Origin of the sequence: Sandaracinobacteroides saxicola (assembly GCF_014117445.1) — a bacterium.
Lineage (GTDB): Bacteria > Pseudomonadota > Alphaproteobacteria > Sphingomonadales > Sphingomonadaceae > Sandaracinobacteroides_A > Sandaracinobacteroides_A saxicola.
In genome coordinates, this window is sequence record NZ_CP059851.1 from 246,070 (window position 1) to 266,652 (window position 20,583).

The 20,583-nt window shown below is 68.6% G+C and carries 16 protein-coding genes; 9 read left to right on the forward strand and 7 right to left on the reverse strand.

Going from position 1 to position 20,583, the window contains the following annotated elements; all coding sequences use genetic code 11:
* Positions 1 to 4: 4 nt before the first annotated feature.
* The 5 genes from H3309_RS01190 to trxA are packed head-to-tail and all read left to right on the forward strand — an operon-like array spanning position 5 to position 8,492.
* Complete coding sequence (locus H3309_RS01190) at positions 5 to 988, forward strand: aminoglycoside phosphotransferase family protein (RefSeq protein ID WP_182296762.1); 984 nt, start codon at positions 5 to 7, stop codon at positions 986 to 988.
* 17 nt (positions 989 to 1,005) lie between these two features.
* Positions 1,006 to 1,701, forward strand: coding sequence for a nucleotidyltransferase family protein (locus tag H3309_RS01195; RefSeq protein ID WP_182298406.1), 696 nt, complete (start codon positions 1,006 to 1,008; stop codon positions 1,699 to 1,701).
* Positions 1,688 to 4,639: a double-strand break repair protein AddB gene (addB, locus tag H3309_RS01200; RefSeq protein ID WP_182296764.1), complete on the forward strand. Its 2,952-nt coding sequence runs from the start codon at positions 1,688 to 1,690 to the stop codon at positions 4,637 to 4,639. Before H3309_RS01195 ends, addB begins: the two co-directional genes overlap by 14 nt.
* Positions 4,593 to 8,123 carry a double-strand break repair helicase AddA gene (addA, locus tag H3309_RS01205; protein WP_182296766.1) on the forward strand — a complete coding sequence of 1,177 codons (3,531 nt, stop codon included), beginning with the start codon at positions 4,593 to 4,595 and terminating at the stop codon, positions 8,121 to 8,123. The genes addB and addA overlap by 47 nt, the downstream gene beginning before the upstream one ends.
* A gap of 45 nt (positions 8,124 to 8,168) precedes the next feature.
* Positions 8,169 to 8,492, forward strand: coding sequence for a thioredoxin (gene trxA / locus H3309_RS01210; protein WP_182296768.1), 324 nt, complete (start codon positions 8,169 to 8,171; stop codon positions 8,490 to 8,492).
* Positions 8,493 to 8,538: 46 nt separating this feature from the next.
* Here trxA and H3309_RS01215 read toward each other — a convergent pair whose 3' ends face one another.
* Together H3309_RS01215 and H3309_RS01220 are read right to left on the reverse strand one after the other, a co-directional pair.
* Positions 8,539 to 9,276, reverse strand: coding sequence for a helix-turn-helix domain-containing protein (locus H3309_RS01215; protein ID WP_182296770.1), 738 nt, complete (start codon positions 9,274 to 9,276; stop codon positions 8,539 to 8,541).
* A gap of 68 nt (positions 9,277 to 9,344) precedes the next feature.
* A complete protein-coding gene (locus tag H3309_RS01220) occupies positions 9,345 to 10,205 on the reverse strand; it encodes a glutathione S-transferase family protein (protein ID WP_182296772.1) in 861 nt (286 codons plus the stop codon).
* 205 nt (positions 10,206 to 10,410) lie between these two features.
* Between H3309_RS01220 and H3309_RS01225 the strand changes: the two genes are divergently transcribed.
* The gene (locus H3309_RS01225) at positions 10,411 to 10,557 is read left to right on the forward strand and encodes a hypothetical protein (protein WP_182296774.1); all 147 of its coding nucleotides are present in this window, start codon (positions 10,411 to 10,413) and stop codon (positions 10,555 to 10,557) included.
* A gap of 219 nt (positions 10,558 to 10,776) precedes the next feature.
* Here the strand turns inward: H3309_RS01225 and H3309_RS01230 are convergent, their stop codons facing one another.
* The 3 genes from H3309_RS01230 to H3309_RS01240 form a co-directional block, all read right to left on the reverse strand.
* Positions 10,777 to 11,511, reverse strand: coding sequence for a hypothetical protein (locus tag H3309_RS01230; protein ID WP_182296777.1), 735 nt, complete (start codon positions 11,509 to 11,511; stop codon positions 10,777 to 10,779).
* A 180-nt stretch (positions 11,512 to 11,691) separates the two neighbouring features.
* A complete protein-coding gene (locus H3309_RS01235) occupies positions 11,692 to 11,880 on the reverse strand; it encodes a hypothetical protein (protein WP_182296779.1) in 189 nt (62 codons plus the stop codon).
* Between the two features lie 581 nt (positions 11,881 to 12,461).
* On the reverse strand, positions 12,462 to 13,751 hold the full coding sequence (locus H3309_RS01240; RefSeq protein ID WP_182296780.1) for a bifunctional ornithine acetyltransferase/N-acetylglutamate synthase: 1,290 nt from the start codon (positions 13,749 to 13,751) through the stop codon (positions 12,462 to 12,464).
* A 121-nt stretch (positions 13,752 to 13,872) separates the two neighbouring features.
* On the opposite strand from H3309_RS01240, the gene secA reads away from it, so the two are divergent.
* Positions 13,873 to 16,659, forward strand: coding sequence for a preprotein translocase subunit SecA (gene secA / locus H3309_RS01245; protein WP_182296782.1), 2,787 nt, complete (start codon positions 13,873 to 13,875; stop codon positions 16,657 to 16,659).
* Between the two features lie 37 nt (positions 16,660 to 16,696).
* Here secA and H3309_RS01250 read toward each other — a convergent pair whose 3' ends face one another.
* Together H3309_RS01250 and H3309_RS01255 are read right to left on the reverse strand one after the other, a co-directional pair.
* Positions 16,697 to 17,065: a DUF423 domain-containing protein gene (locus tag H3309_RS01250; protein WP_182296784.1), complete on the reverse strand. Its 369-nt coding sequence runs from the start codon at positions 17,063 to 17,065 to the stop codon at positions 16,697 to 16,699.
* The gene (locus H3309_RS01255) at positions 17,062 to 17,682 is read right to left on the reverse strand and encodes a DUF2306 domain-containing protein (protein ID WP_182296786.1); all 621 of its coding nucleotides are present in this window, start codon (positions 17,680 to 17,682) and stop codon (positions 17,062 to 17,064) included. Before H3309_RS01255 ends, H3309_RS01250 begins: the two co-directional genes overlap by 4 nt.
* A gap of 79 nt (positions 17,683 to 17,761) precedes the next feature.
* Between H3309_RS01255 and H3309_RS01260 the strand changes: the two genes are divergently transcribed.
* Both H3309_RS01260 and H3309_RS01265 read left to right on the forward strand, forming a co-directional pair.
* A complete protein-coding gene (locus H3309_RS01260; RefSeq protein ID WP_243453801.1) occupies positions 17,762 to 19,747 on the forward strand; it encodes a DUF2075 domain-containing protein in 1,986 nt (661 codons plus the stop codon).
* A 17-nt stretch (positions 19,748 to 19,764) separates the two neighbouring features.
* Positions 19,765 to 20,523, forward strand: coding sequence for an enoyl-CoA hydratase (locus H3309_RS01265; RefSeq protein WP_243453952.1), 759 nt, complete (start codon positions 19,765 to 19,767; stop codon positions 20,521 to 20,523).
* Positions 20,524 to 20,583 lie beyond the last annotated feature (60 nt).

Below are 20,583 nucleotides of genomic sequence, written 5' to 3' on the forward strand. Positions count from 1 at the left end.
CCGCATGCAGCCGCCCGCGACCGCCCCGGATTTCCTGGCCGCGCATGGCTGGGCGGGGGCGACGATTGAGCCGCTGGCCGGCGACGCGAGTTTCCGCCGCTATTTCCGGGTGCATGACCGGGGACGGCGCGCGGTGCTGATGGATGCGCCGCCGGACCGGGAGGACAGCCGGCCCTTCCTGTTCGTGGCGGACGCGCTGCTGGCGCGGGGCTTTTCCGCGCCGCGGCTGCTGGCGGGCGACCTGCAACAGGGCCTGTTGTTGATCGAGGATTTCGGCGACGCGCTGATGGGGCCGGTGCTGGCACGCGGCGAGGCGGACGAAGAGGAGGTCTATGCCCGCGCGGTGGATATCCTGGTCGCGCTGGCGGCGGGACCGCCGCCGCTGGAGCTCAGGCCCTATGACCGCGGCGAGCTGGCGCGCGAGGTGATGATCTTCGCGGAATGGTATGCGCGGGCGGCGGGGATCGAGGTGGACGCCGACGGCTACCTCTCGGCCTGGGATGCGGTGTGGGGCGACGTGCTGCGGGAGACGGCGCTGGGGCCGGTGCTGACGCTGCGCGACTATCACGCCGACAATCTGATGCTGCTCTACCGGCCGGGCGTGCGGGGGCTGGGGCTGCTGGATTTCCAGGATGCGCTGGCGGGGCACCCGGCCTATGACCTGGTGAGCCTGTTGCAGGACGCGCGGCGCGATGTCTCGGTGCGGTTGGAGCGGGCGATGCTGGCGCATTATGCCCGCGGTGCCGGGGTGGAGGATGCGGGCGCCTTCGAGGCGGCCTATCAAATCCTGGGAGCGCAGCGGAATGTGAAGATCCTGGGGGTGTTCGTGCGGCTGCGGGACCGGGACGGCCGGGCCGGCTATGTCGAGCGGCTGCCGCGCGTCTGGGGCTATGTGGCGCGCAATTTCGCGCATCCCGCGCTGGCGCCGGTGAAGGCCTGGTTCGACGCGCAGGTGCCGCCGGAGAAGCGGGCCGACTGGTGCCGGTAGCGGTGCCCGAGTGCGCGATGGTGCTGGCCGCCGGGCTGGGCAAGCGGATGCGGCCGCTGACCGCGACGCGGCCGAAGCCGCTGGTGGAGGTGGCGGGGCGCAGCCTGCTGGACCGGGCGTTCGACACGCTGAAGGCCGGCGGCGTCCGGCGCGCGGTGGTGAATGTGCATTACATGGCGGACCGGCTGGAGGCGCATCTGCGCGCGCGATCGCCGGGGCTGGAGGTTGCGGTGTCCGATGAGCGGGCGCAATTGATGGAGACGGGTGGCGGCATCGCCCAGGCGCTGCCGCTGATCGGTTGTGATCCGTTCCTGTCGATCAACGCTGACAATATCTGGATCGACGGCCCGGTGTCCGCGGTGCGGATGCTGAGCGAACGGTGGGACGATGCGGCGATGGATGCGCTGCTGCTGACGGTGCCGCTGGCGCGGGCGAACAACCATCCGGGGCTGGGGGATTTCCACATGGACGCGCTGGGGCGGCTGCGGCGGCGGCTGCCGGGGCGGGTGGCGCCGTTCGTCTATACCGGGCTGCAACTGCTGTCGAAGCGGCTGTTCGCGGACGCGCCGGCGGGGCCGTTCGGGATGATGACCTTGTGGGAGCGCGCGGCGGCGGCGGGGCGGCTTTATGGCGTGGGGCATCAGGGGCTGTGGTATGATGTCGGCACGCCGGCGGCGGTGAAGGCGACGGAGGCGATGCTTGCCGCGGCCTGAGCGGGTCGCGCTGTACACCATCCCGGCGGAGCGGCCGTTCGTCGATGACCTGGCGGCGGGGCTGCTGGCGACGGCGGCCGATGCGATGGCGCTGGCGCGGACGCTGGTGCTGCTGCCGAGCCGGCGGTCGGTGCGGGCGCTGACCGAGGCGTTCGTACGGCAATCGGGGGCGCGGGCGCTGTTGCTGCCGCGCCTGGCGGCGGTGGGCGACCTGGACGCGGACGAGGCGCTGGGGACCTTTGCGGAAGGGCTGGAGGAGGCGCCGGAGCTGCTGCCCGAAATGCCGGCTCTGGAGCGGCAGTTGCTACTGGCGGCGCTGCTGTCCGACGGAGGGCCGGCGGCGCGCTTCGCGCTGGCGGGGCAGCTGGGGGCGGTGCTGGACACGCTGACCATCGAGGGGCGGCGGCCGGCCGAGCTGGCGGAGATCGATGCCGGCGGACTGTCCGACCATTGGGCGAAGAATCTGAAGGTGCTGGAGACGGTGTGGCGCCGCTGGCCGGCGGTGCTGAAGGCGATGGGGCGGCAGGATGCGGTCGACCGGCGCAACCGGCTGCTGCGGATGCTGGCGCGGCGCTGGCGGCGGGCGGGGCCGGGGCATGCGGTGGTGATGGCGGGCTTTGCCCAGGCCGCGCCGGCGGTGGCGGAACTGGCGGGAGCGGTGGCACGGATGGCGGGGGGCACGGTGGTGCTGCCGGGGCTGGATCTGGCGCTGGACGCCGCGGGCTGGGCGGCGATCGCCGGCGGGGAAGAGGCGCGGCCTGCGGACACGCATCCGCAGGCGGGGTTGGCCCGGCTGCTGGCGGCGATGGGGGTGGCGGCGGAAGAGGTGCAGCCGTGGCCGCACCGGTCGGACGCGGCGGGAAGCGCAGCCGCGCGGCGGGCGCTGGTGGCGGCGGCGCTGGCGCCGGTGCGGCTGGCGGTGCGGCCGGCGGTGGCGGAGGCGGCGGCGCTGGCCGGGGTGCAGTGGCTGGAGGCGGCGACGCCGGCGGAGGAAGCGGCGGCGATCGCGCTGGCGCTGCGGCAGGTGGTGGCGGTGCCCGGGAAGACCGCGGCGCTGGTGACGCCGGACCGGGAGTTGGCGCGGCGGGTGAGGGTGGCGCTGTCGGGCTATGGCATCGCGGTGGACGACAGCGCGGGGGAGCGGGTGGCGGCGACTCCGCCGGGCGCGCTGCTGGTGGCGCTGGCGAGTGCGGTGGCGGAGGATTTCGCGCCGGTGGCGCTGCTGGGCCTGCTGAAGCATCCGCTGGTGATGCAGGGCGGGGGGCGGCTGGACTGGCTGGAGCAGGTGCGGACGCTCGACCGGCTGGTGCTGCGCGGGTTGCGGCCGGCGCCGGGGCTGGCGGGGGTGCGGGCGCGGATCGCGGCGCGGATGGGCGACCGGACGCATCGGATGGCGCCGGCCGACCGGGCGCGGCTGGGGCCCCTGCTGGCCTGGTGGGAGGGGGATGTGGTGCCGCGGCTGGCGGCGGTGGCGGCGCTGCCGGCGGAGGTCGAGCTGGTGGCGCTGTTGGCGGCGCTGCGGCAGGCCGGCGAGGCGCTGGCCGGCGAGACGCTGTGGGCGGGGGTGGCCGGGCGCGCGCTGGCGGGGCGGGTCGAGGCGCTGGCGGCGGCGGCGGACGCGGTGCCGATGCCGGTGGCGCGCGGCGAGGCGCCGGGGCTGCTGGGGGCGATGCTGACGGATTGCGCGGTGCGGCCGCCGTTCGGGCTGGACCCGCGCGTGGCAATCTGGGGGCCGCTGGAGGCGCGGTTGCAGCGGGCGGACGCGCTGGTGCTGGGGGGGTTGAACGAGGGGGTGTGGCCGTCGTCGGGCGCGCCCGATCCCTGGCTGGCGCCGATGGTGCGGCGCGCGCTCGACCTGCCGACGCTGGAGCGGCGCGTGGGCTTTCAGGCGCATGACTTCATCAGCGCGCTGGGGGCGCCGGAGGTGATGCTGACGCGCGCCGGGCGGGTGGGGAGCGCGCCGGCGGTGGCGAGCCGTTTCTGGCAGCGGCTGCACGCGGCGTGCGGCGGGCAGGGCGCGGCGGGGACGCTGCTGCCCGACGCGGGCGCGTTGCTGACGCTGGTGCGGCAGATGCGGGCGGCGACGCCGGGGGTGATGATGGGGAAGCCGGCGCCGGTGCCGCCGCGGGGGGTGCGGCCGACGCGGTTGAGCGTGACCGACGTGGCGGTGCTGAAGGCCGATCCCTTTGCCTTTTACGCCAAACATATCATGAAGCTGGCGCCGCTGGAGCCGATCGATGTCGAGCCGACGGCGGGGGAGCGCGGGACGGCGGTGCATCGCATCCTGCAGCGCTGGGTGGAGGAGCCGGCGCGGCGCGGCGACCCGGCGGGGTTGATCGACGAGGTGCTGGCGGGGTTCGGCGAGCGGCCGGCGCTGGCGGCGCTGTGGCGGCCGCGGGTGGCGCGGATGATCGATTTTGCCGTGGCGCTGATGCTGGCGGACGAGGACTGGACCGCAAAAGGGGCAGAACAATCAGGCGCCATTGTGCTGGGGGGTGTCAAGCTGAGCGGGAAGGCCGACCGCATCGACGAGGGCGAGGAGGGGTATCGCATCGTCGATTACAAGACGGGCGGGTTGCCGGCGATTGCGAAAACAAGGACTTATTATGATCCGCAACTCGCGCTGCTGGCGTTGATGGTGGCGAGCGGTGGCATGGAGGGGATCGAGGCGAAACCGGTGGTGGCCTTGGACTATATCAAGCTGAGCGGCGGAAGGACGGAAGGGAAGGTGCAGGCGGCGATCGGCAAGGAGGGGCGGGATGTCGCGCTGGTACAGGCCTGGATCGAGGGCGCGAAGGCGGATTTCGAGGCGCTGGCGGCACGTTATCTGACCGGTGATGGCGCGTTCGAGGCGAAGCTGCATCCGGTCTATTCCGCTGCCAGCAAGGATTATGACCAGCTGGCGCGGCTGGTGGAATGGCTGGGGCGCGATGGCTGAGGCGGCGACCCTGATGCCGCGCACGGCGCGGCAGCTGGCGGCGTCGGCGCCGGACGCCAATGTGTGGGTGAGCGCGTCGGCGGGGACGGGCAAGACCGCGGTGTTGACCGACCGGATGCTGCGGCTGATGCTGATGGGCAGTGATCCGGACCGGATCCTGGCGCTGACCTTTACCAAGGCGGCGGCGGCGGAGATGCAGAACCGGTTGACGGCGCGGCTGGCGACCTGGCTGCGTTGCGATGACGACGCGCTGCGGCATGACCTGCGGATGCTGGGGGTGGTGGCGGATGCGCGGCGGCTGGCGCGGGCGCGGGCGTTGTTCGCGCTGGCGCTGGAGGTGCCGGGCGGGCTGAAGGTGCAGACGATCCACAGCTTCGCGCAGAGCCTGCTGGCCGGGTTTCCGGTGGAGGCGGGGGTGGCGCCGGGCTCGGTGGCGCTGGAGGAGCGGGATGCGACGCTGTTGCAGCGCCGGGCGCTGAACGAGCTGATTGAGGAGGCGGCGCGCGGGGACCGGGGGTTCCTGGACGATCTGGGCGCGCTGTCGGTGGCGAAGGGCGAGGGCGGGGTGTGGTCGGCGCTGGGAACGCTGGTGAAGCATGGCGGGGCGATTGCGCAGTTCAGCAGTGAAATGGCGGTTCTGCCGGCGGTGCGGCGGGCGCTGGGGCTGGCGGATGGCGAGACGGCGGAGAGCATCGTGCGCGATGCGGTGGCGCCGGGGGTGTTCGATGATGGCGCGCTGCATATGTATGCAGAGGCGATGGCGGCGTGGGGGGCGGCAACCCGAACGGTGACCGGCATCAAGAACGCGGCAGTGGCGAGAGATTGGTTGGCGCAAGATACCGTGGAGCGCGCAAAGAAACTGCCTGAGCTGCGGAAGCTGTTTCTGACGACAAAGGACAAGGACAAGGAGCCGCCAAAGAAGCATCCCGAACTAGCCGGGACGATTGCCGATTTTGCGCAAGCCGTGCGCGCCATTGAAGCGAGGGTGCGGCTGGTGGCGATGGCGGCGTTTGCGGCGCTGCATCTGCGCGTGGGGTTGCGGTTCGCCGGGCGCTATGCCGCGTTGAAGGACGCGGCGGTGGCGATCGATTATGACGACATGATCGCGCGCGCCGCGGCGATGCTGGCGCAGGATGGCATGGCGAACTGGGTGGCGATGAAGGCGGACGCGCGCTTCGACCATGTGCTGGTGGACGAGGCGCAGGACACCAACCCGGCGCAATGGGCGATCATCCGCGCGCTGACGGCGGAGATCGAGGCCGGCGGCGGCCGGGGCGATGCGCCCGGCGAGGGGCGCAGCCTGTTCGTGGTGGGGGATTACAAGCAGGCGATCTATGGCTTCCAGGGCAGCGATCCGCAGGAATTCGAGCGCCACGAGCGCGAGATCGCGGCGCAGCTGGAGGGGACGCCGCAGGCGTTGCGGCCGGTGGCGCTGGACCGCTCCTTCCGCTCCGGGCCGGCGGTGCTGACGCTGGTGGATGCCGTGCTGGACGCGGTGGGGCATGAGGCGCTGGGGTTGCAGGCGCCGCCGGGGCCGCATGTGCCCGAGCGCGAGAATGCACCGGGCGAGGTGGTGCTGTGGCCGGTGCTGGTGCCGGGGGTGGAGGAGGAGGATGACGGGGGTGCCGATGGGGGTGCCGACGGGGGCGCCGATGGGGATGGCGAGGAGGGTGCGGCGGCGGCGGCGCGGCTGATGGCCTCGACCTTGGCGCGGCAGGTTCGTGACTGGGTGACGGTGGGGCATCCGGGGCAGTTGTGGCTGGGGTCGAAGGGGCGGGTGGCGCGGCCGGAGGATATCCTGGTGCTGGTGAGGAAGCGCGGCGTGCTGATGGCGGCGCTGGTGGCGGCGCTGCACCGCGAGGGGGTACCGGTGGCCGGGGTCGACCGGCTGCTGCTGACCGAGCCTTATGCCGTGCTCGACTGTCTGGCGCTGCTGAAGTTCGCGGTGCAGCCCGAGGATGACCTGAACCTGGCGTGCCTGCTGGTGTCGCCCTTCCTGGGCTGGACGCATGAGGCGGTTCGGGAACTGAGCGGTCCGCGCCCGGCGAGCCTGTGGCAGGCGCTGGGGACGGCGGGGGATGCGGCGAGTGTGGCGGCGCGGGCCTGGCTGGGGCGGGTGCTGGCGCTGGCGGATTTCGGCACGCCCTATGGGTTGCTGGATACCGTGCTGGGGCCGGATTTCGGCGGACGCGAGCGGTTGCTGGCGCGGCTGGGGAGCGAGGCGGAGCAGGCGATCGACGAGCTGCTGAACCAGGCGCTGGCGTTCGAGGCGGCGCATCCGCCGCTGATCGAGCCGTTCCTGGCCTGGATCGGGGCGGAGGGCGTGACGGTGAAGCGCGAGGCCGACGCGGTGCGCGCCGAGGTGCGCCTGATGACGGTGCACGGCGCCAAGGGCTTGCAGGCGCCGGTGGTGGTGCTGGCGGATGCCGCCGGCGAGCCGCGCGGGGCGGACGGCCCGGTGATGATGGCGATGGCGGGGCAGGCGGCGGAGGTGCCGCTGTTCTTCGCTTCGAAAAAGGATCTGGGCGGCAAGGCGGCGTTGCTGTGGCAGGCGCAGGAGGCGCGCGCGGCGGAGGAGGATCTGCGGCTGTTGTATGTGGCGCTGACGCGGGCGGAGGATTGCCTGTTCGTGGGCGGGGCCGAGGGCGCGAAGGCGGCGGCGCGGCGGGCGAAGGCGGCGGAGAAGGAGGAGGTTCCGGTGGACCGGCGCTGGCATGCGCGGGTGCGGCAGGGGCTGGCGGCGCTGCAGGCGCGGGGGCTGGCGGTGGAGGCGGTGGCGCTGGCGGACTGGGATGCGAAGGCGCTGGTGCCGGGGGCGCTGCGGTTGCGGATGGGGAATGCCGGGATGGCGCCGCTGGCGGTGCGGCCGGAAACGGCGGTGCATGCGGTGCACCGGATTTTGACGACGCGCGCCGAGCCGCCGCCGCGGCCGCCGCGGCCGCTGGCGCCGAGCGCGATCCTGCCCGACGATGTGGCGCTGCCGCCGCCGGGGCCGGCGATGCGGGCGGCGGCGGAACGGGGGCGCTTGCTGCACAGCCTGTTCGAGCGGTTGCCGGCGGTGGAACCGGCGCGGCGGGAGGACGTGGCGCTGCGCTGGTTGCGGGCGCGGGATGCGGGGGATGCGGAGGCGCTGGTGGCGACGGTGCTGGGGGTGATCGAGGCGTTCCCGGCGCTGTTCGGCCGGCACGCCCTGGCGGAGGCGCCGATTGCCGGGCTGGTGGAGGGGGTGCCGATCGCCGGGACGGTGGACCGGCTGCTGGTGGAGGAAAGCCGCGTGCTGGTGGTGGATTTCAAGACCGGGCTGGGTGTGCCCGACGGGCCGGAGGGGGTGGTGGCGGGCTATCGCCGGCAGATGGGGGCCTATGTCGCGGTGTTGGGCCAGGCCTTTCCGGGGCGGGCGGTGGCGGCCGGGCTGCTGTATACTGCGGCGCCCAAGCTGGTGATGCTGCGCCCCCAAGATTTGCTGTTGCCGGCGGTGGCTTGAACCGGGCGGGACAGGGGTTATGTGCAGGGGTGAAGGAGTGTGGCGATGGCGACGATCAAGGTGAGTGACGAGAGTTTCGCGGCCGATGTGCTGGGGTCCGAGAAGCCGGTGCTGGTGGATTTCTGGGCGGAATGGTGCGGGCCGTGCCGGATGATCGGGCCCTCTCTGGAGGAATTGTCCGACGAGCTGGGCGAGAAGGTGACGATCGCCAAGCTGAACATCGATGACCATCCGGAGGCGCCGGGCACCTATGGCGTGCGCGGCATTCCGACGATGATCCTGTTCAAGGACGGGAAGCCGGTGGCGACCGAGGTGGGGGCGAAGCCGAAGAGCGCCATCAAGGGGTGGCTGGAGAGCCAGCTGGTTTGAGCCTTGGTGATTGCACCGGCTCGAAACATGCCGCGGACGTCTTCGGCTATTCAATGGTGATGCCGACAACCCGCCATTCGCCGCCTTCGTGCTCGAGGGAGACCGTTTCGATCGCGTCGGGCCGCCGGGCAAAGCGTGTGCGAAACTTGACCATCCAATAGCCGTTGGGCGGCGCCGGCACATCGCTGACGCTGACCAGGTCGCGGCTGATGGCGGCGCCCAGCGGCGCGCGGGCCTTTTCCGATGCGGCAGCCCAGGTCGCGCCGCTGTTCAGCGACCGGAACGCCGTTCCGGTGGCCTGGTAGCTGGCGTTCCAGTCGCCCGCGTCGAGCAGCGCCAGCCAGTGTCGCGCGGTGGCGACGGTTGCGCTCTCGGCGGTGGTTGCCACCGGTGTGGCGGGCGTCTCGTTCGATGGTGAGGATGCGGCGACGGCAAGGGCGACGAGCAGGGACAACATGGCAATTCCTCCGATGATCAGGCCAGGACGAGGATGGCGGTCGGCGCCAATGCCCTCGCTGGTCGAAGGTTGTGCGGGGGTCCGGTCTGTGTCTGCCCCCAAAAAGTTGTCCGCAGCTTTTTCGGGGGCTGCCCCCTCCTGATCGCGCAACAGCCTGGCCGCTTCGCGGCTGCTGGATGTGCCAAGCTTGTGGCGGGAGTCGCGAAGCCGCTCGTTGACGGTGTGCACGGACAGCCCGAGATGAGCGGCGATGCTTTTCGCGTCATGGCCGGCCGCCAGCAGGCGCAGCGTCTGCTTTTCCTTTTCGGTGAGCCGGGGGTCGGGCATCGGAGAGGGATAGGCGGGCGGTTTGGTGCAAACCACCCCGAATTTTTTGGGTAGGAGCGACGCTGGCGTCAGGCGGCGGCGATCGCCTGCCCGAGGCGCGGGAAGTGGAGGGCCAGCGGGCCGGCCTGGTCGCTGTGGCGGGCGATGACGATGCCTGTGTCGTTCAGGGCGAGCAATGGCCCGATGGTGGCGGGGTCGGCGCAGCCGGGTTGGCTGATGGCGACGGGCTGGTTGGCGGTGAAGCCGCTGGCGGGGTCGATGGGGCCGCCGGCGAAGGGGGTGGACTCTGCCGCGATGGCGATGGCCGCTTCGCCGCTGAGGGGGGTGGGGGTGCCATGGCCGAAGGCCGCGACGCGGGCGGTCCAGGCGGCGAGGTGGGGGCGGGGGATGAGCAGTTCGGCCTGGTTGCCGGCGAACTGCTGGAACCAGACGAGGCTGTAGTGGGCGAGGTCGGCGTGGCCGACGGTATCGCCCAGCAGGAAGGGCCGGGCGTCCGACAGGCGGGTTTCGAGGCTGTCGAGGTGGCTGTGGAAGGCGGCGATGAGGGCGGGGACCATGGCCATGAAGCCGGTGGGGTCCATGCCGAAGCGGGCTTTCCGGTCCTCCCAGAAGGCGTCCATATTGTCTGTGCGGCCGCCGTTGCCCATGGCGGCGCCGACGGCGGCGAAGAAAGTGGGGCCCTGCGCGGTTGCGGCGAGGTCGGACTGGCCGGGGCCAAGGAGGCTGGGGCCGAAGGGTTCGAGCGCGGCGATGATGGCGGTGGTGTCGCAGAAGATGTCGGCGCCGATCTGGAGCACGGGGGTGCGGGCGTAGTTGCCGCTGAGTTCGGTTTGGTGCGGTTTGGGGAGGATGTTGGGGACGGTGACGCTGTGCCAGGCGAGGGCTTTGACGCCGAGGGCGGCGCGGATGACTTCGGCCCAGGGGGACATGGGGTAGTGGTGGAGGATGGGCGCTAGCGGGTTCATGGTGGGGAGTGTGGGCGGGGTGGTGGGGGAGGGGTAGCTGGTGGATGGAGCAGGGGGGCGCGGTGCGGTGCGCAGCGCGGCGTAAAAATAGCGCAGCTATTTTCGACTCGCGCAAGCATGGCCGGCGTGCGGTTGGCCGGTGGCCGACCGACACGTCCGACAGCGTGGCTTGGCCACGCTTTTTCTTCTTCCTTTTGTTCTGTTCATCCCCTCCGCGCAGGCCGCTGTTCGTTTCGCGCGGCTTGGCCGCGCAGGGGGTGTTGGTTTGTTGCGGGTAGGAAATCTGGAAGGTTTGTCGAAAAAAGTGACAGCCTGAATCAAGGGCTTAGCGATTTCGGGGGGGTTAGGCGGGTCGCGCGGGGTGGCTGTGCGTTGCATGTTGACTCGATGATGCCAATATGGTTAGCAGGTATAGGTTGATTGGGCAAGCTTTTTTAACGGTGTTGGCGGGTGATATTGGCTTCGGGGGTCAAATTCGCTCATTTGGCGAACTGTCACTATAATCCAGTGTAATTCGAAACATAATGCAACCCGCTTATAAGAATTTTTCAATTATATTAGATACTTTATCATTAAATTCCGATAAAAGCGGTCCCACCGCAAATCCATCTAGTGCCGATGGCTCTTTATACACAATATCAAAACGTACTCCGAGCGGACAAGTTACTGCTGAAAACCATGCCAAATTTACTTCTCGTCCAATTTCACTAAAAACGACTGGCCCACATTGTAAATGTCCTATATGACCATCACCTGTAGGAAACACGTTTCCAAGACATGCCCGCCGCAGTAAATCTTGATGCTTACGAACTCGATCTGCTTCGTGCAATTGAAATAATACCTGATCTCTATCTTCAGGATTATCAACTGATGGTAGCCAAGGTTTCATAGATTCAATGGTTGTTTGATGGTCAGTTGAAATTTTGCGTATCTTTTTCTTTGTACTTGGTAGGTAAAATATATCTTTTGTTTTTGTGATTGGATAATATACATCACTAATATCATTCGCTCCGTTTCTCGTCGCCAGCTTACACGCAAGAGCATCTAATATTGATCGCTGCTCATTGACAATCATTCCTACTTTTTGACGAAGTGGTGTTGGTGGATGGGCAAGTAATTTCGCTTTAATGTCGCCAGTTCCTGGTTGCCAAGGAGAAAGCCAATGCAATATCGATTGTCCTGCCAAGTTAGCAATATTGATCTGCAAATCGTCAGCCTCAGCTTGACAATATTTTACTCTTTCGAGTAGTTCATCTAAATCACTATACATACAGCACGCTCCAAAGCAAAATTAATGTAATGGGCATAGATATTGCTGATCAAAAGGCGTGGTAAAGCACAATAAAAAAATTACTAACATATGAGATATTTTCTCAATGGTCCTTTAATTGTCAAGCGAGACGCTGCTATCGCAAAAATCCACTACGTCAATAATTTCATGGGTACTCCCTTAGTCTAAGTTTGCGGCGCTAACCTGCGGGAGGGGCAGGCGGCGCATGAACGGGAACGCCTCCAGCTTCACCGTCATAGGCCGGCCCTCGCGCACAAACCCCGCATCCTTGTTGAGCATCCGCGCCTCCACATGCAGGCCACTCTTGTTGTCATAGACAGGAAGGATCGGGTCTGCGGGAGTTGTCAAGCGGGACGGGGGGTAGTGGGTCGGGTGGGTTGCCAACGTCGAGGGTGTCACCCCTCCGTCCGCTTCGCGGCCACGTCCCCTTGCAGGGGAGGATCGTAAGGCCCCCCTCCGCTCGGCTGTGCCGAGTCGCTCCCCCCTGTGGGGGGAGACAGCGCGGTGGTGTGGGCGCGGTTATTCTGCTCGCGCTTTTGGCGTGCCGAATGGGCCCCGGGTCAAGCCCGGGGTGACGGGGTAGTGGGTGTGGTGGGTTGCCATCGGCGAGGGTGTCACCCCTCCGTCCGCTTCGCGGCCACCTCCCCTTGCAGGGGAGGATCAGCGAGGCCCCCCTCCGCTCGGCTGTGCCGAGTCGGTCCCCCCTGTGGGGGGATAGCTTGTCTGATGTTTGCGGCGGGTGGGGTGGGGAAAGGGCGGCTCTTGCCGCGTAGCGACCGCACCCACCCCCGCCGCGCTGTCGCGCGAGTCGCCCCTCCCGCTCTCCGCTTCGCGGGGCAGGAGGGGTGTAGTGCGTCACCGCCGTTCGCTCAACCTCCCACGCCTTCGGCGCGGGCCCCTCCCTCTCCCGCAAGCGGGAGAGGGGTAGGTCAGCTTCTATAATCGGCGTTGATGCTGACGTAGCCGTGGGTGAGGTCGCAGGTCCAGACGGTGGCGCGGCCTTCGCCGAGGCCCAGGTCGACGGCGATGTCGATGTCCTGGCCTTTGAGGTGGGCGGCGACGGGGGCTTCATCGTAGCCGGGGACGACGGTGCCGTGTTGGGCGACGGTGGTGCCGCCGAAGCTGATGCTGAGCCGGTCGCGGTCGGCGGGTTCGCCGGCCTTGCCCACCGCCATGACGATGCGGCCCCAGTTGGCGTCTTCGCCGGCGATGGCGGTTTTGACGAGGGGGGAGTTGGCGATGCTGAGCGCGATGGTGCGGGCGCTGGCGTCGGTGGTGGCGCCGGTGACGCGGATTTCGATGAATTTCGTGGCGCCTTCGCCGTCGCGGACGACGAGCTGGGCGAGCTGGCGGCAGAGGTCGGTGAGGGCGGCCTGGAAGGCGGGGGGGGGTTCGATGGCCGCGACTTCCCCACCCCCGCTCATTTCCCCACCCCCGGTCGTTTCCCCACCCCCGCTCGCTGCGCGAGTCGCCCCTCCCGTGAACGGGAGGGGAGATCCGGTGGCGAAGGCGAGGATGGTGTCTGAGGTGCTGGTGTCGCTGTCGACGGTGATGCAGTTGAAGGTGGTGGCGGTGGCCTGGGTGAGGGCGGCTTGCAGGGCGGTGGGGTGAAGCGCCGCGTCGGTGACGATGAAGCCGAGCATGGTGGCCATGTCCGGCGCGATCATGCCGCTGCCCTTGATGAAGCCGACGAGGGTGACGGTCTGGCCACCGACGATGGCCTGGGTCATGGCGGCCTTGGGGAAGGTGTCGGTGGTGCCGATGGCATGGGTGGCATCGAGCCAGCTGGCGGTGCCGAGCGCGGCGTGGGCGGCCTGCACGCCGGCGATGGCCTTGTCGCGCGGCAGGGGCACGCCGATGACGCCGGTGGAGGCGGGGAAGATGTGGGCGGGGTCGCAATCGAGCAGCGTGGCGAGCGCGGCCACCTGCGCGGCGGAGGCGGCGGCGCCGGCGGCGCCGGTGAAGGCGTTGCTGTTGCCGGCGTTGACGAGGAGGGCGCGGGCCTGGCCGGACGCCAGGTTGGCGCGGCAGGTCTCGACCTCCGGGCTGGGGCAGGCGCTGCGGGTGGTGACGCCGGCGACGCTGGTGCCGGGCGGGAAGGCGATTGCCGTGACATCGGCGCGGGTCCAGGGCTTGTAGCCGGCGGTCGCGGTGCCGATGCGGACGCCCGGGAGCGTGGGGAGGGCGGGGAAGGGGGTGGCGAGGGGGGAGACGGGCATGATGGACGCGCCATAGCGCGAGGCTCGTTTCGTTGACTATCCCCCGGCGCATGCCTATTTGCTGCCCGCTTGGGGTGGCGCGTTGCGCTGCCCATTTTCTGTTTGTGCTGGAAAGTGCCGGATGCTCGGGTTGAACAAGGTCGCCAAGGCGATTTTCGGGTCGTCGAACGACCGTTATGTGAAGTCTCTGGCGCCGCTGGTGAAGGCGGTGAACGCGCTGGAACCGCGGTTCGAGGCGATGACCGACGAGGAGCTGAAGGACCAGACGCGGATCTTCCGCGAGCGGCTGGCGACGGGCGAGAAGCTGGATGCGCTGTTGCCGGAGGCGTTTGCCTGCGTGCGGGAGGCGGCGAAGCGGACGCTGGGGCAGCGGCATTATGACGTGCAGCTGATCGGCGGCATCGTGCTGCACCGCGGCGAGATCGCGGAAATGCGCACCGGCGAGGGCAAGACGCTGGTGGCGACGCTGGCGGTGTATCTGAACGCGCTGGTGGGCAAGGGCGTTCATGTCGTGACCGTCAACGACTATCTGGCGCGGCGCGACAGCGAGTGGATGGGGCAGGTCTATAAGTTCCTGGGGCTGAGCGTGGGGGTGATCGTGCCCAACATGCACGATCCGGAGCGGCAGGCGGCCTATGCCTGCGACATCACCTATGGCACGAACAACGAGTTCGGGTTCGATTACCTGCGCGACAACATGAAATATGAGCGCAGCCAGATGGTGCAGCGGCCGTTCCATTATGCCGTGGTCGATGAGGTGGACAGCGTGCTGATCGATGAGGCGCGGACGCCGCTGATCATCTCGGGCCCGACCGACGACAAGAGCGAGATGTACATCGCGGTCGATAGCATCGTGAAGACCTTCCAGCCCGAGCATTATGAGAAGGACGAGAAGCAGAAGAGCGTGGTGCTGACCGAGGCGGGGACGGAGTTCGCCGAGCGGGCGCTGGAAGATGCGGGGTTGCTGGAAGGCGCCAACCTGTATGATTTCGAGAATACGCAGGTGGTGCATCACCTGAACCAGGCGCTGCGCGCGAACATGATGTACCGGCTGGACACCGATTACATCGTGAAGGGCGGCAAGGTCATCATCATCGACGAGTTCACCGGGCGGATGATGGACGGGCGGCGCTGGAGCGACGGGCTGCACCAGGCGGTGGAGGCGAAGGAGGGCGTGGAGATCCAGCCCGAGAACCAGACGCTGGCCAGCGTGACCTTCCAGAATTATTTCCGCATGTACCCGAAGCTGGGCGGGATGACGGGGACGGCGGCGACCGAAGCCGCGGAATTCTTCGACATCTACAAGCTGAACACGGTGGAGATCCCGACCAACCTGCCGGTGCAGCGCAAGGATGTGGACGACGAATTCTACAAGAGCGAGGGCGAGAAGTTCGAGGCGATCACCAAGGCGATCGCGGAGGCGAGCAGCCGCGGCCAGCCTGTGCTGGTGGGGACGGTGAGCATCGAGAAATCGGAGATGCTGAGCCGGTTCCTGAAGGCGAAGGGCGTGGAGCACAGCGTGCTGAACGCGCGCTTCCACGAGCAGGAGGCGCATATCGTGGCGCAGGGCGGCCGGCTGGGGGCGGTGACCATCGCCACCAACATGGCGGGCCGCGGGACGGACATCCAGCTGGGCGGCAATTTCGAATATCGGGTGGCGGACGAACTGTCCAAGCTGCCCGAAGGGCCGGCGCGTGACGAGGCGATTGCCGCCATCAAGGCGGAGGTGGCGGCCGAGCGCGAGAAGGTGCGCGAGGCGGGCGGGCTGTTCGTGCTGGGGACGGAGCGGCACGAGAGCCGGCGGATCGACAACCAGCTGCGGGGACGCTCGGGCCGGCAGGGCGATCCGGGGTTCAGCCGATTCTATCTGTCCTTGGACGATGACCTGCTGCGGATTTTCGGCCAGCAGAACATGCTGACGCGGGTGATGAACAGCGGGCTGGGCGAGGGCGAGGCGATCGTTCACCCCTGGATTTCGAAGGCGATCGAGACCGCGCAGAAGAAGGTGGAGGCGCGCAACTACGACATCCGCAAGCAGCTGTTGCAATATGATGACGTGATGAACGACCAGCGCAAGGTGGTGTATGAGCAGCGCGCCGACATCATGGACAGCGCCAAGGTGAGCGATGTGGTGCTGGACATGCGGCGCGACACGGTGGTGGACATCGTGGAGACGCATTGCCCGCCGGGGACCTATCCCGAGCAGTGGGACGTGGCGGCGCTGAAGGAGGCGCTGGCGACGCAGGTCAACCTGGACGTGCCCGTTGAGGACTGGGTGAAGGAAGAGGCGGTTGACCAGGAGATTTTCACCGACCGGCTGAACGCGCTGCTGGACGAGAAGATCGAGGCGAAGGCGGCGGCGCTGCCCGAGGAAAGCTGGTTGCAGATCGAGAAGAATTTCCTGCTGCAAAGCCTGGACCATCATTGGAAGGAGCATCTGGCGACGCTGGATGCGCTGCGGCAGGTGGTGCACCTGCGGGCGTACGCTCAGAAGACGCCGATCAACGAGTATAAGTCCGAGGCGTTCGCGCTGTTCGAGCGGATGCTAAAGGCGACGCGCGAGGATGTGACGCGGATGCTGGCGTTTGCGGAATTCAACTGGAACCCGGAACCGATGGCGATGCCGGACATGCCGGATTTCCTGAAGCTGGATGGCGGGGCGCAGACCAGTGGTCCGATGTTCGGGGCGGGGTCTCTGTTGGGCGGGGCGCCGGGTGCCGGGGTGTTCGCCATGGGCGATGCGCTGAGTTCGGATGAGCTGGCGGCAGCGGAAGCGGTGGCGGATCAGTTCGGGCCGGATTTCGTGGCGGCTGATCCCGAGAGCTGGCAGCGGACGGTGGCGCGCAACGCGGCCTGCCCGTGCGGGTCGGGCAAGAAGTTCAAGCATTGCCATGGGATCAGGGCATAGATTTTGTTGCCATGGGATCAGGACGTAGGCGCCCTGGTCAGGGCAGCCTGAAGCGGTCGCCGGCAAGCGCCAGGATGGCGATCCAGAACCAGGCGAACATCATGGTGGTGCCGCCGATGGGGGCCAGCGCCGCGATCCAGCGCGGGGCGCCGAGCGCCAGCGCATAGAGGTCCGCGGCGAAGATCAGGCTGCCCAGCGCGAGGCCGAGTGCGCCATAATGGGTGGCGCGGTCGGAGCGCCAGCCGAGCAGGGCGAAGACCGCGGCGACGTGCGGCAGCTGGAACAGCACGCCGGTCATGATCCAGTCCCGCGCCTGGCCGGGGGGGATGCCGTGCGCGGCGAAGGTGCCGACGGTCAGCGCCAGCATGGCGTTGAAGGCGGCGAGGGCGGGGATGAGGCGGGTCATGCGGCGCTTCGGGCGTGCAGGCGCAGCGCCAGTTCGGTGAGCAGCAGCGGCCCGATCCAGTAGAGCCAGATGCCGACGGCGATGGCCTGGTCTCCGAACGGGACGAGGAGCGGGGTCTGTTGCGCGAGACGGCAGAAGACGAAGGTCCAGGTGAGGACGGCGCTGCGGATCATCCAGCGGCGGTGGGAGGCGATGCGGTGCCGGGTGGCGCGGCGCCAGGCGATGCCGGCGACGAGGATCCAGACGACGGAGAGCGTGCCGGTGGCCAGGGCGATGCCGTTGGCGGCCGGGTGGGCGAGGGAGAGATACAGCGAGGCGAGCGTCGCGGTCATGCCGGCGCCGAGGTAGGTGCAGCCGACGTGGCGGTGCCATTCGAAGCCGCGGCGGGTCTGGCCGATGTAGAGGCCGAGCGGGGCGGTGACGAGCATGAGGGTGCCGGTGAGCGCGTGGAGCAGCACCCAGCCCCAGCGGTCGGGGAAGCGGGGCCGGGCCTCCCCCACCAGCACCGGCCAGACGACGGTGGCGAAGATGACGGCGGTGGAGAGGATGTAGAGGGTGAGCAGCAGCGCGCCGGTGCGGGGGAGGGGGGTGGTGGGGGCGGACGCGGGAGCGGTCATGGAGGGGGGAGGCTATCGTGGGGGCGGGGAAGGGGCAAGGTGGGGTTGACAGCGTGCGCCTGACCTGGTGCCAGGTTGCATGGCGCGGGCGTGGTGGCAGGGGGATGGTGCGACGCTGGCGGCGACGGAGGTTGCCGCGGTGGTGGGGGCGTTGGCGTTGAATTCGCCCTTTCCGGATGAACCGGCGCAGAAGGCGGCGTGGCGAGTGAGCGTCGAGCATCTTCGGTCTGTAGCGCGTGAATTGCCCGATGCCTGGGTGGCGCTGGAGTTTTCCATTCCACGCATGGGGCGGCGGGCGGATGCGGTGCTGGTGTGGCGGGGCATTGTCTTTGTGGTCGAGTATAAGGTGGGGGAGGTGGCGGCGACGCTGGCGGGGCGGGCGCAGGTGCATGGCTATGCGCTGGATCTGAAGAATTTTCATGAGACCAGCCAGGCGGTGCCGATCGTGCCGCTGCTGCTGCCGACGGCGTGCGCGCGGGCGCAGTTCGAGATGCCGATGCTGGCGCCGGATGGGGTTGCCGAGCCGGTGGTGTGCGCGCCGGGCGATATGGCCGGGGTGATGCAGGCGTTCGCCGATGCGGTGGCGGCGCCCGCGTTGGACGCGACGCGTTGGGCGGCGGGCCGCTATCGCCCGACACCGACGATCATCGAGGCGGCGCAGGCCTTGTTTGCCGGGCATCGGGTGGAGGAAATTTCGCGCAGCGAGGCGGGGGCGGAGAATCTGACGGTGACCGCGGACGCGGTGGACGCGGTGATTGCGCGGGCGCGGACGCAGCGGGAAAAGGCGATCATCTTCGTGACGGGGGTGCCGGGGGCGGGCAAGACGCTGGCGGGGCTGAATATTGCCTGCCGGCACCTGGATGGTCGGGCGGGGGAGGATGCGACCTATTTGTCGGGCAATGGCCCGCTGGTGGATGTGTTGCGGGAGGCGTTGCGGCGCGATCTGCGGGCGCAGCGGGCGGGCGCGCGGGTGGCTGGGCGGGATGGTTTTGTGGCGGCGCGGTCTCCGGACAAGTTCATTCAGAATGTGCATCATTTCCGTGACGATTATGCCGGCAATGGCGATGTGCCGAGCGATCATGTGGTGATTTTTGACGAGGCGCAGCGGGCCTGGGATCGCGACCAGACCAGTGCCTTCATGCGGCGCAAGCGCGGGCTGGTGGATTTCGACCAGTCGGAGCCGGCCTTTCTGTTGAGCGTGATGGATCGCCACCCCGACTGGTGCGTGGTGGTGGCGTTGATCGGCGATGGCCAGGAGATCAATACCGGCGAGGCCGGCGTGGCGGAATGGATGGCGGCGCTGGCGGGGCCGTTTCGCCATTGGCGGGTGCATGTGCCACCGCGGCTGTTGAGCGCGGGCCATGGCGTGTCCAAGGAATTGGCGTTTCAGGTGGGGCGGTTGGCGACGGGCACGGACCCGGCGTTGCATCTGGCCGTGTCGGTGCGGTCGTTTCGCAGCGAGCAGGTGGCGGCCTTTGTGGCGGCGATGCTGGGGGATGATGCGGCGGCGGCGCGGGAGGCCCGCCCCGACCCGGCGCGCTTTCCGATATGGCGGACACGTGATCTGGCCGTGGCGCGCGCGTGGGTGCGGGATCGACGCCGGGCCGGCGAGCGGGCAGGACTGCTGGCGCATTCAAAGGCGTTGCGGTTGAAGCCAGAGGGGGTGTTCGTGAAAGCGAAGGTCGATCCGCCGGTCTGGTTTCTGAACGAGGGTTGGGATGTGCGGGCGTCCGATGCGCTGGAGGATGCGGCGACGGAATTCGATGTGCAGGGGCTGGAGCTGGATTGGGCGGTGGTGGCGTGGGATGCAAATCTCACGCGCGTTGATGACCAATGGCTCCATCGGGAGTTTCGCGGTGCGCGTTGGACGCAGGTAGGGCAGGCGCATGCGCGGCAATTTCTGGTGAATGCCTATCGGGTGTTGTTGACGCGGGCGCGGCAGGGGATGGTGATTTTTGTGCCGCGGGGGGAGGAGCGGGATGTGACTCGGGCGCCGGCGGGGTATGACGCGATCGATGGCTGGTTGGCGGCCTGTGGGGTGGGGTTGGTGGGAGAGAGATTGTGAACCTGGTGACGGTGGCGATGCAGGGGCCGGTGGCGGTGGTGACGCTGAACCGGGCGGAGGCGATGAATGCGCTGTCGAAGGCGCTGCGCGCGGCGTTGGCGGCGGCGATGCGGCGGGTGGATGCCGACCCTGAAGTGCGGGCAGTGGTGCTGACGGGGGCGGGGACCCGGGCGTTCACCGCGGGGCTGGACCTGAAGGAGCTGGGCAGTGATGCCGCGGCGATGGACGATGCGACCGGGCAGGGGGCTGATGCCAATCCGGTGAAGGCCGTGGAGCAGTGCCGCAAGCCGGTGGTGGGGGCGATCAACGGCGTGGCGATCACCGGCGGGTTCGAGCTGGCGCTGGCGTGCGATGTGCTGATCGCCAGCGAGAATGCCCGGTTCGCGGACACCCATGCCCGGGTGGGGATCATGCCGGGGTGGGGGTTGTCCCAGAAACTCTCTCGGTTGATCGGGATTTACCGGGCGAAGGAGCTGAGCCTGACGGGAAATTTCCTGGACGCGGTGACGGCGGAACGGTGGGGGCTGGTGAACCGGGTGGTGGCGGCGGATGACCTGTTGCCGGCGGCGGTGGCCCTGGCGACCGACATGGCGGGCGTGGAGCCGGGGTTCAGCGCGGCGTACAAGCGGCTGATCGATGATGGCTTTGCAGTGGCGTTTGGGGAGGGGTTGCGGCTGGAAACGGCGCGGTCTTCGGCGGCGAATGCGGGCGTGGGGCCGGAGGAGGTTGCGCGGCGGCGGGAGGCGGTGCAGGCTCGGGGACGGACGCAGGGGTAGTTGATGCGTGTTTGACGTCCCCACCCCCGGCCCCTCCCCTGAAGGGGAGGGGAGTTGATG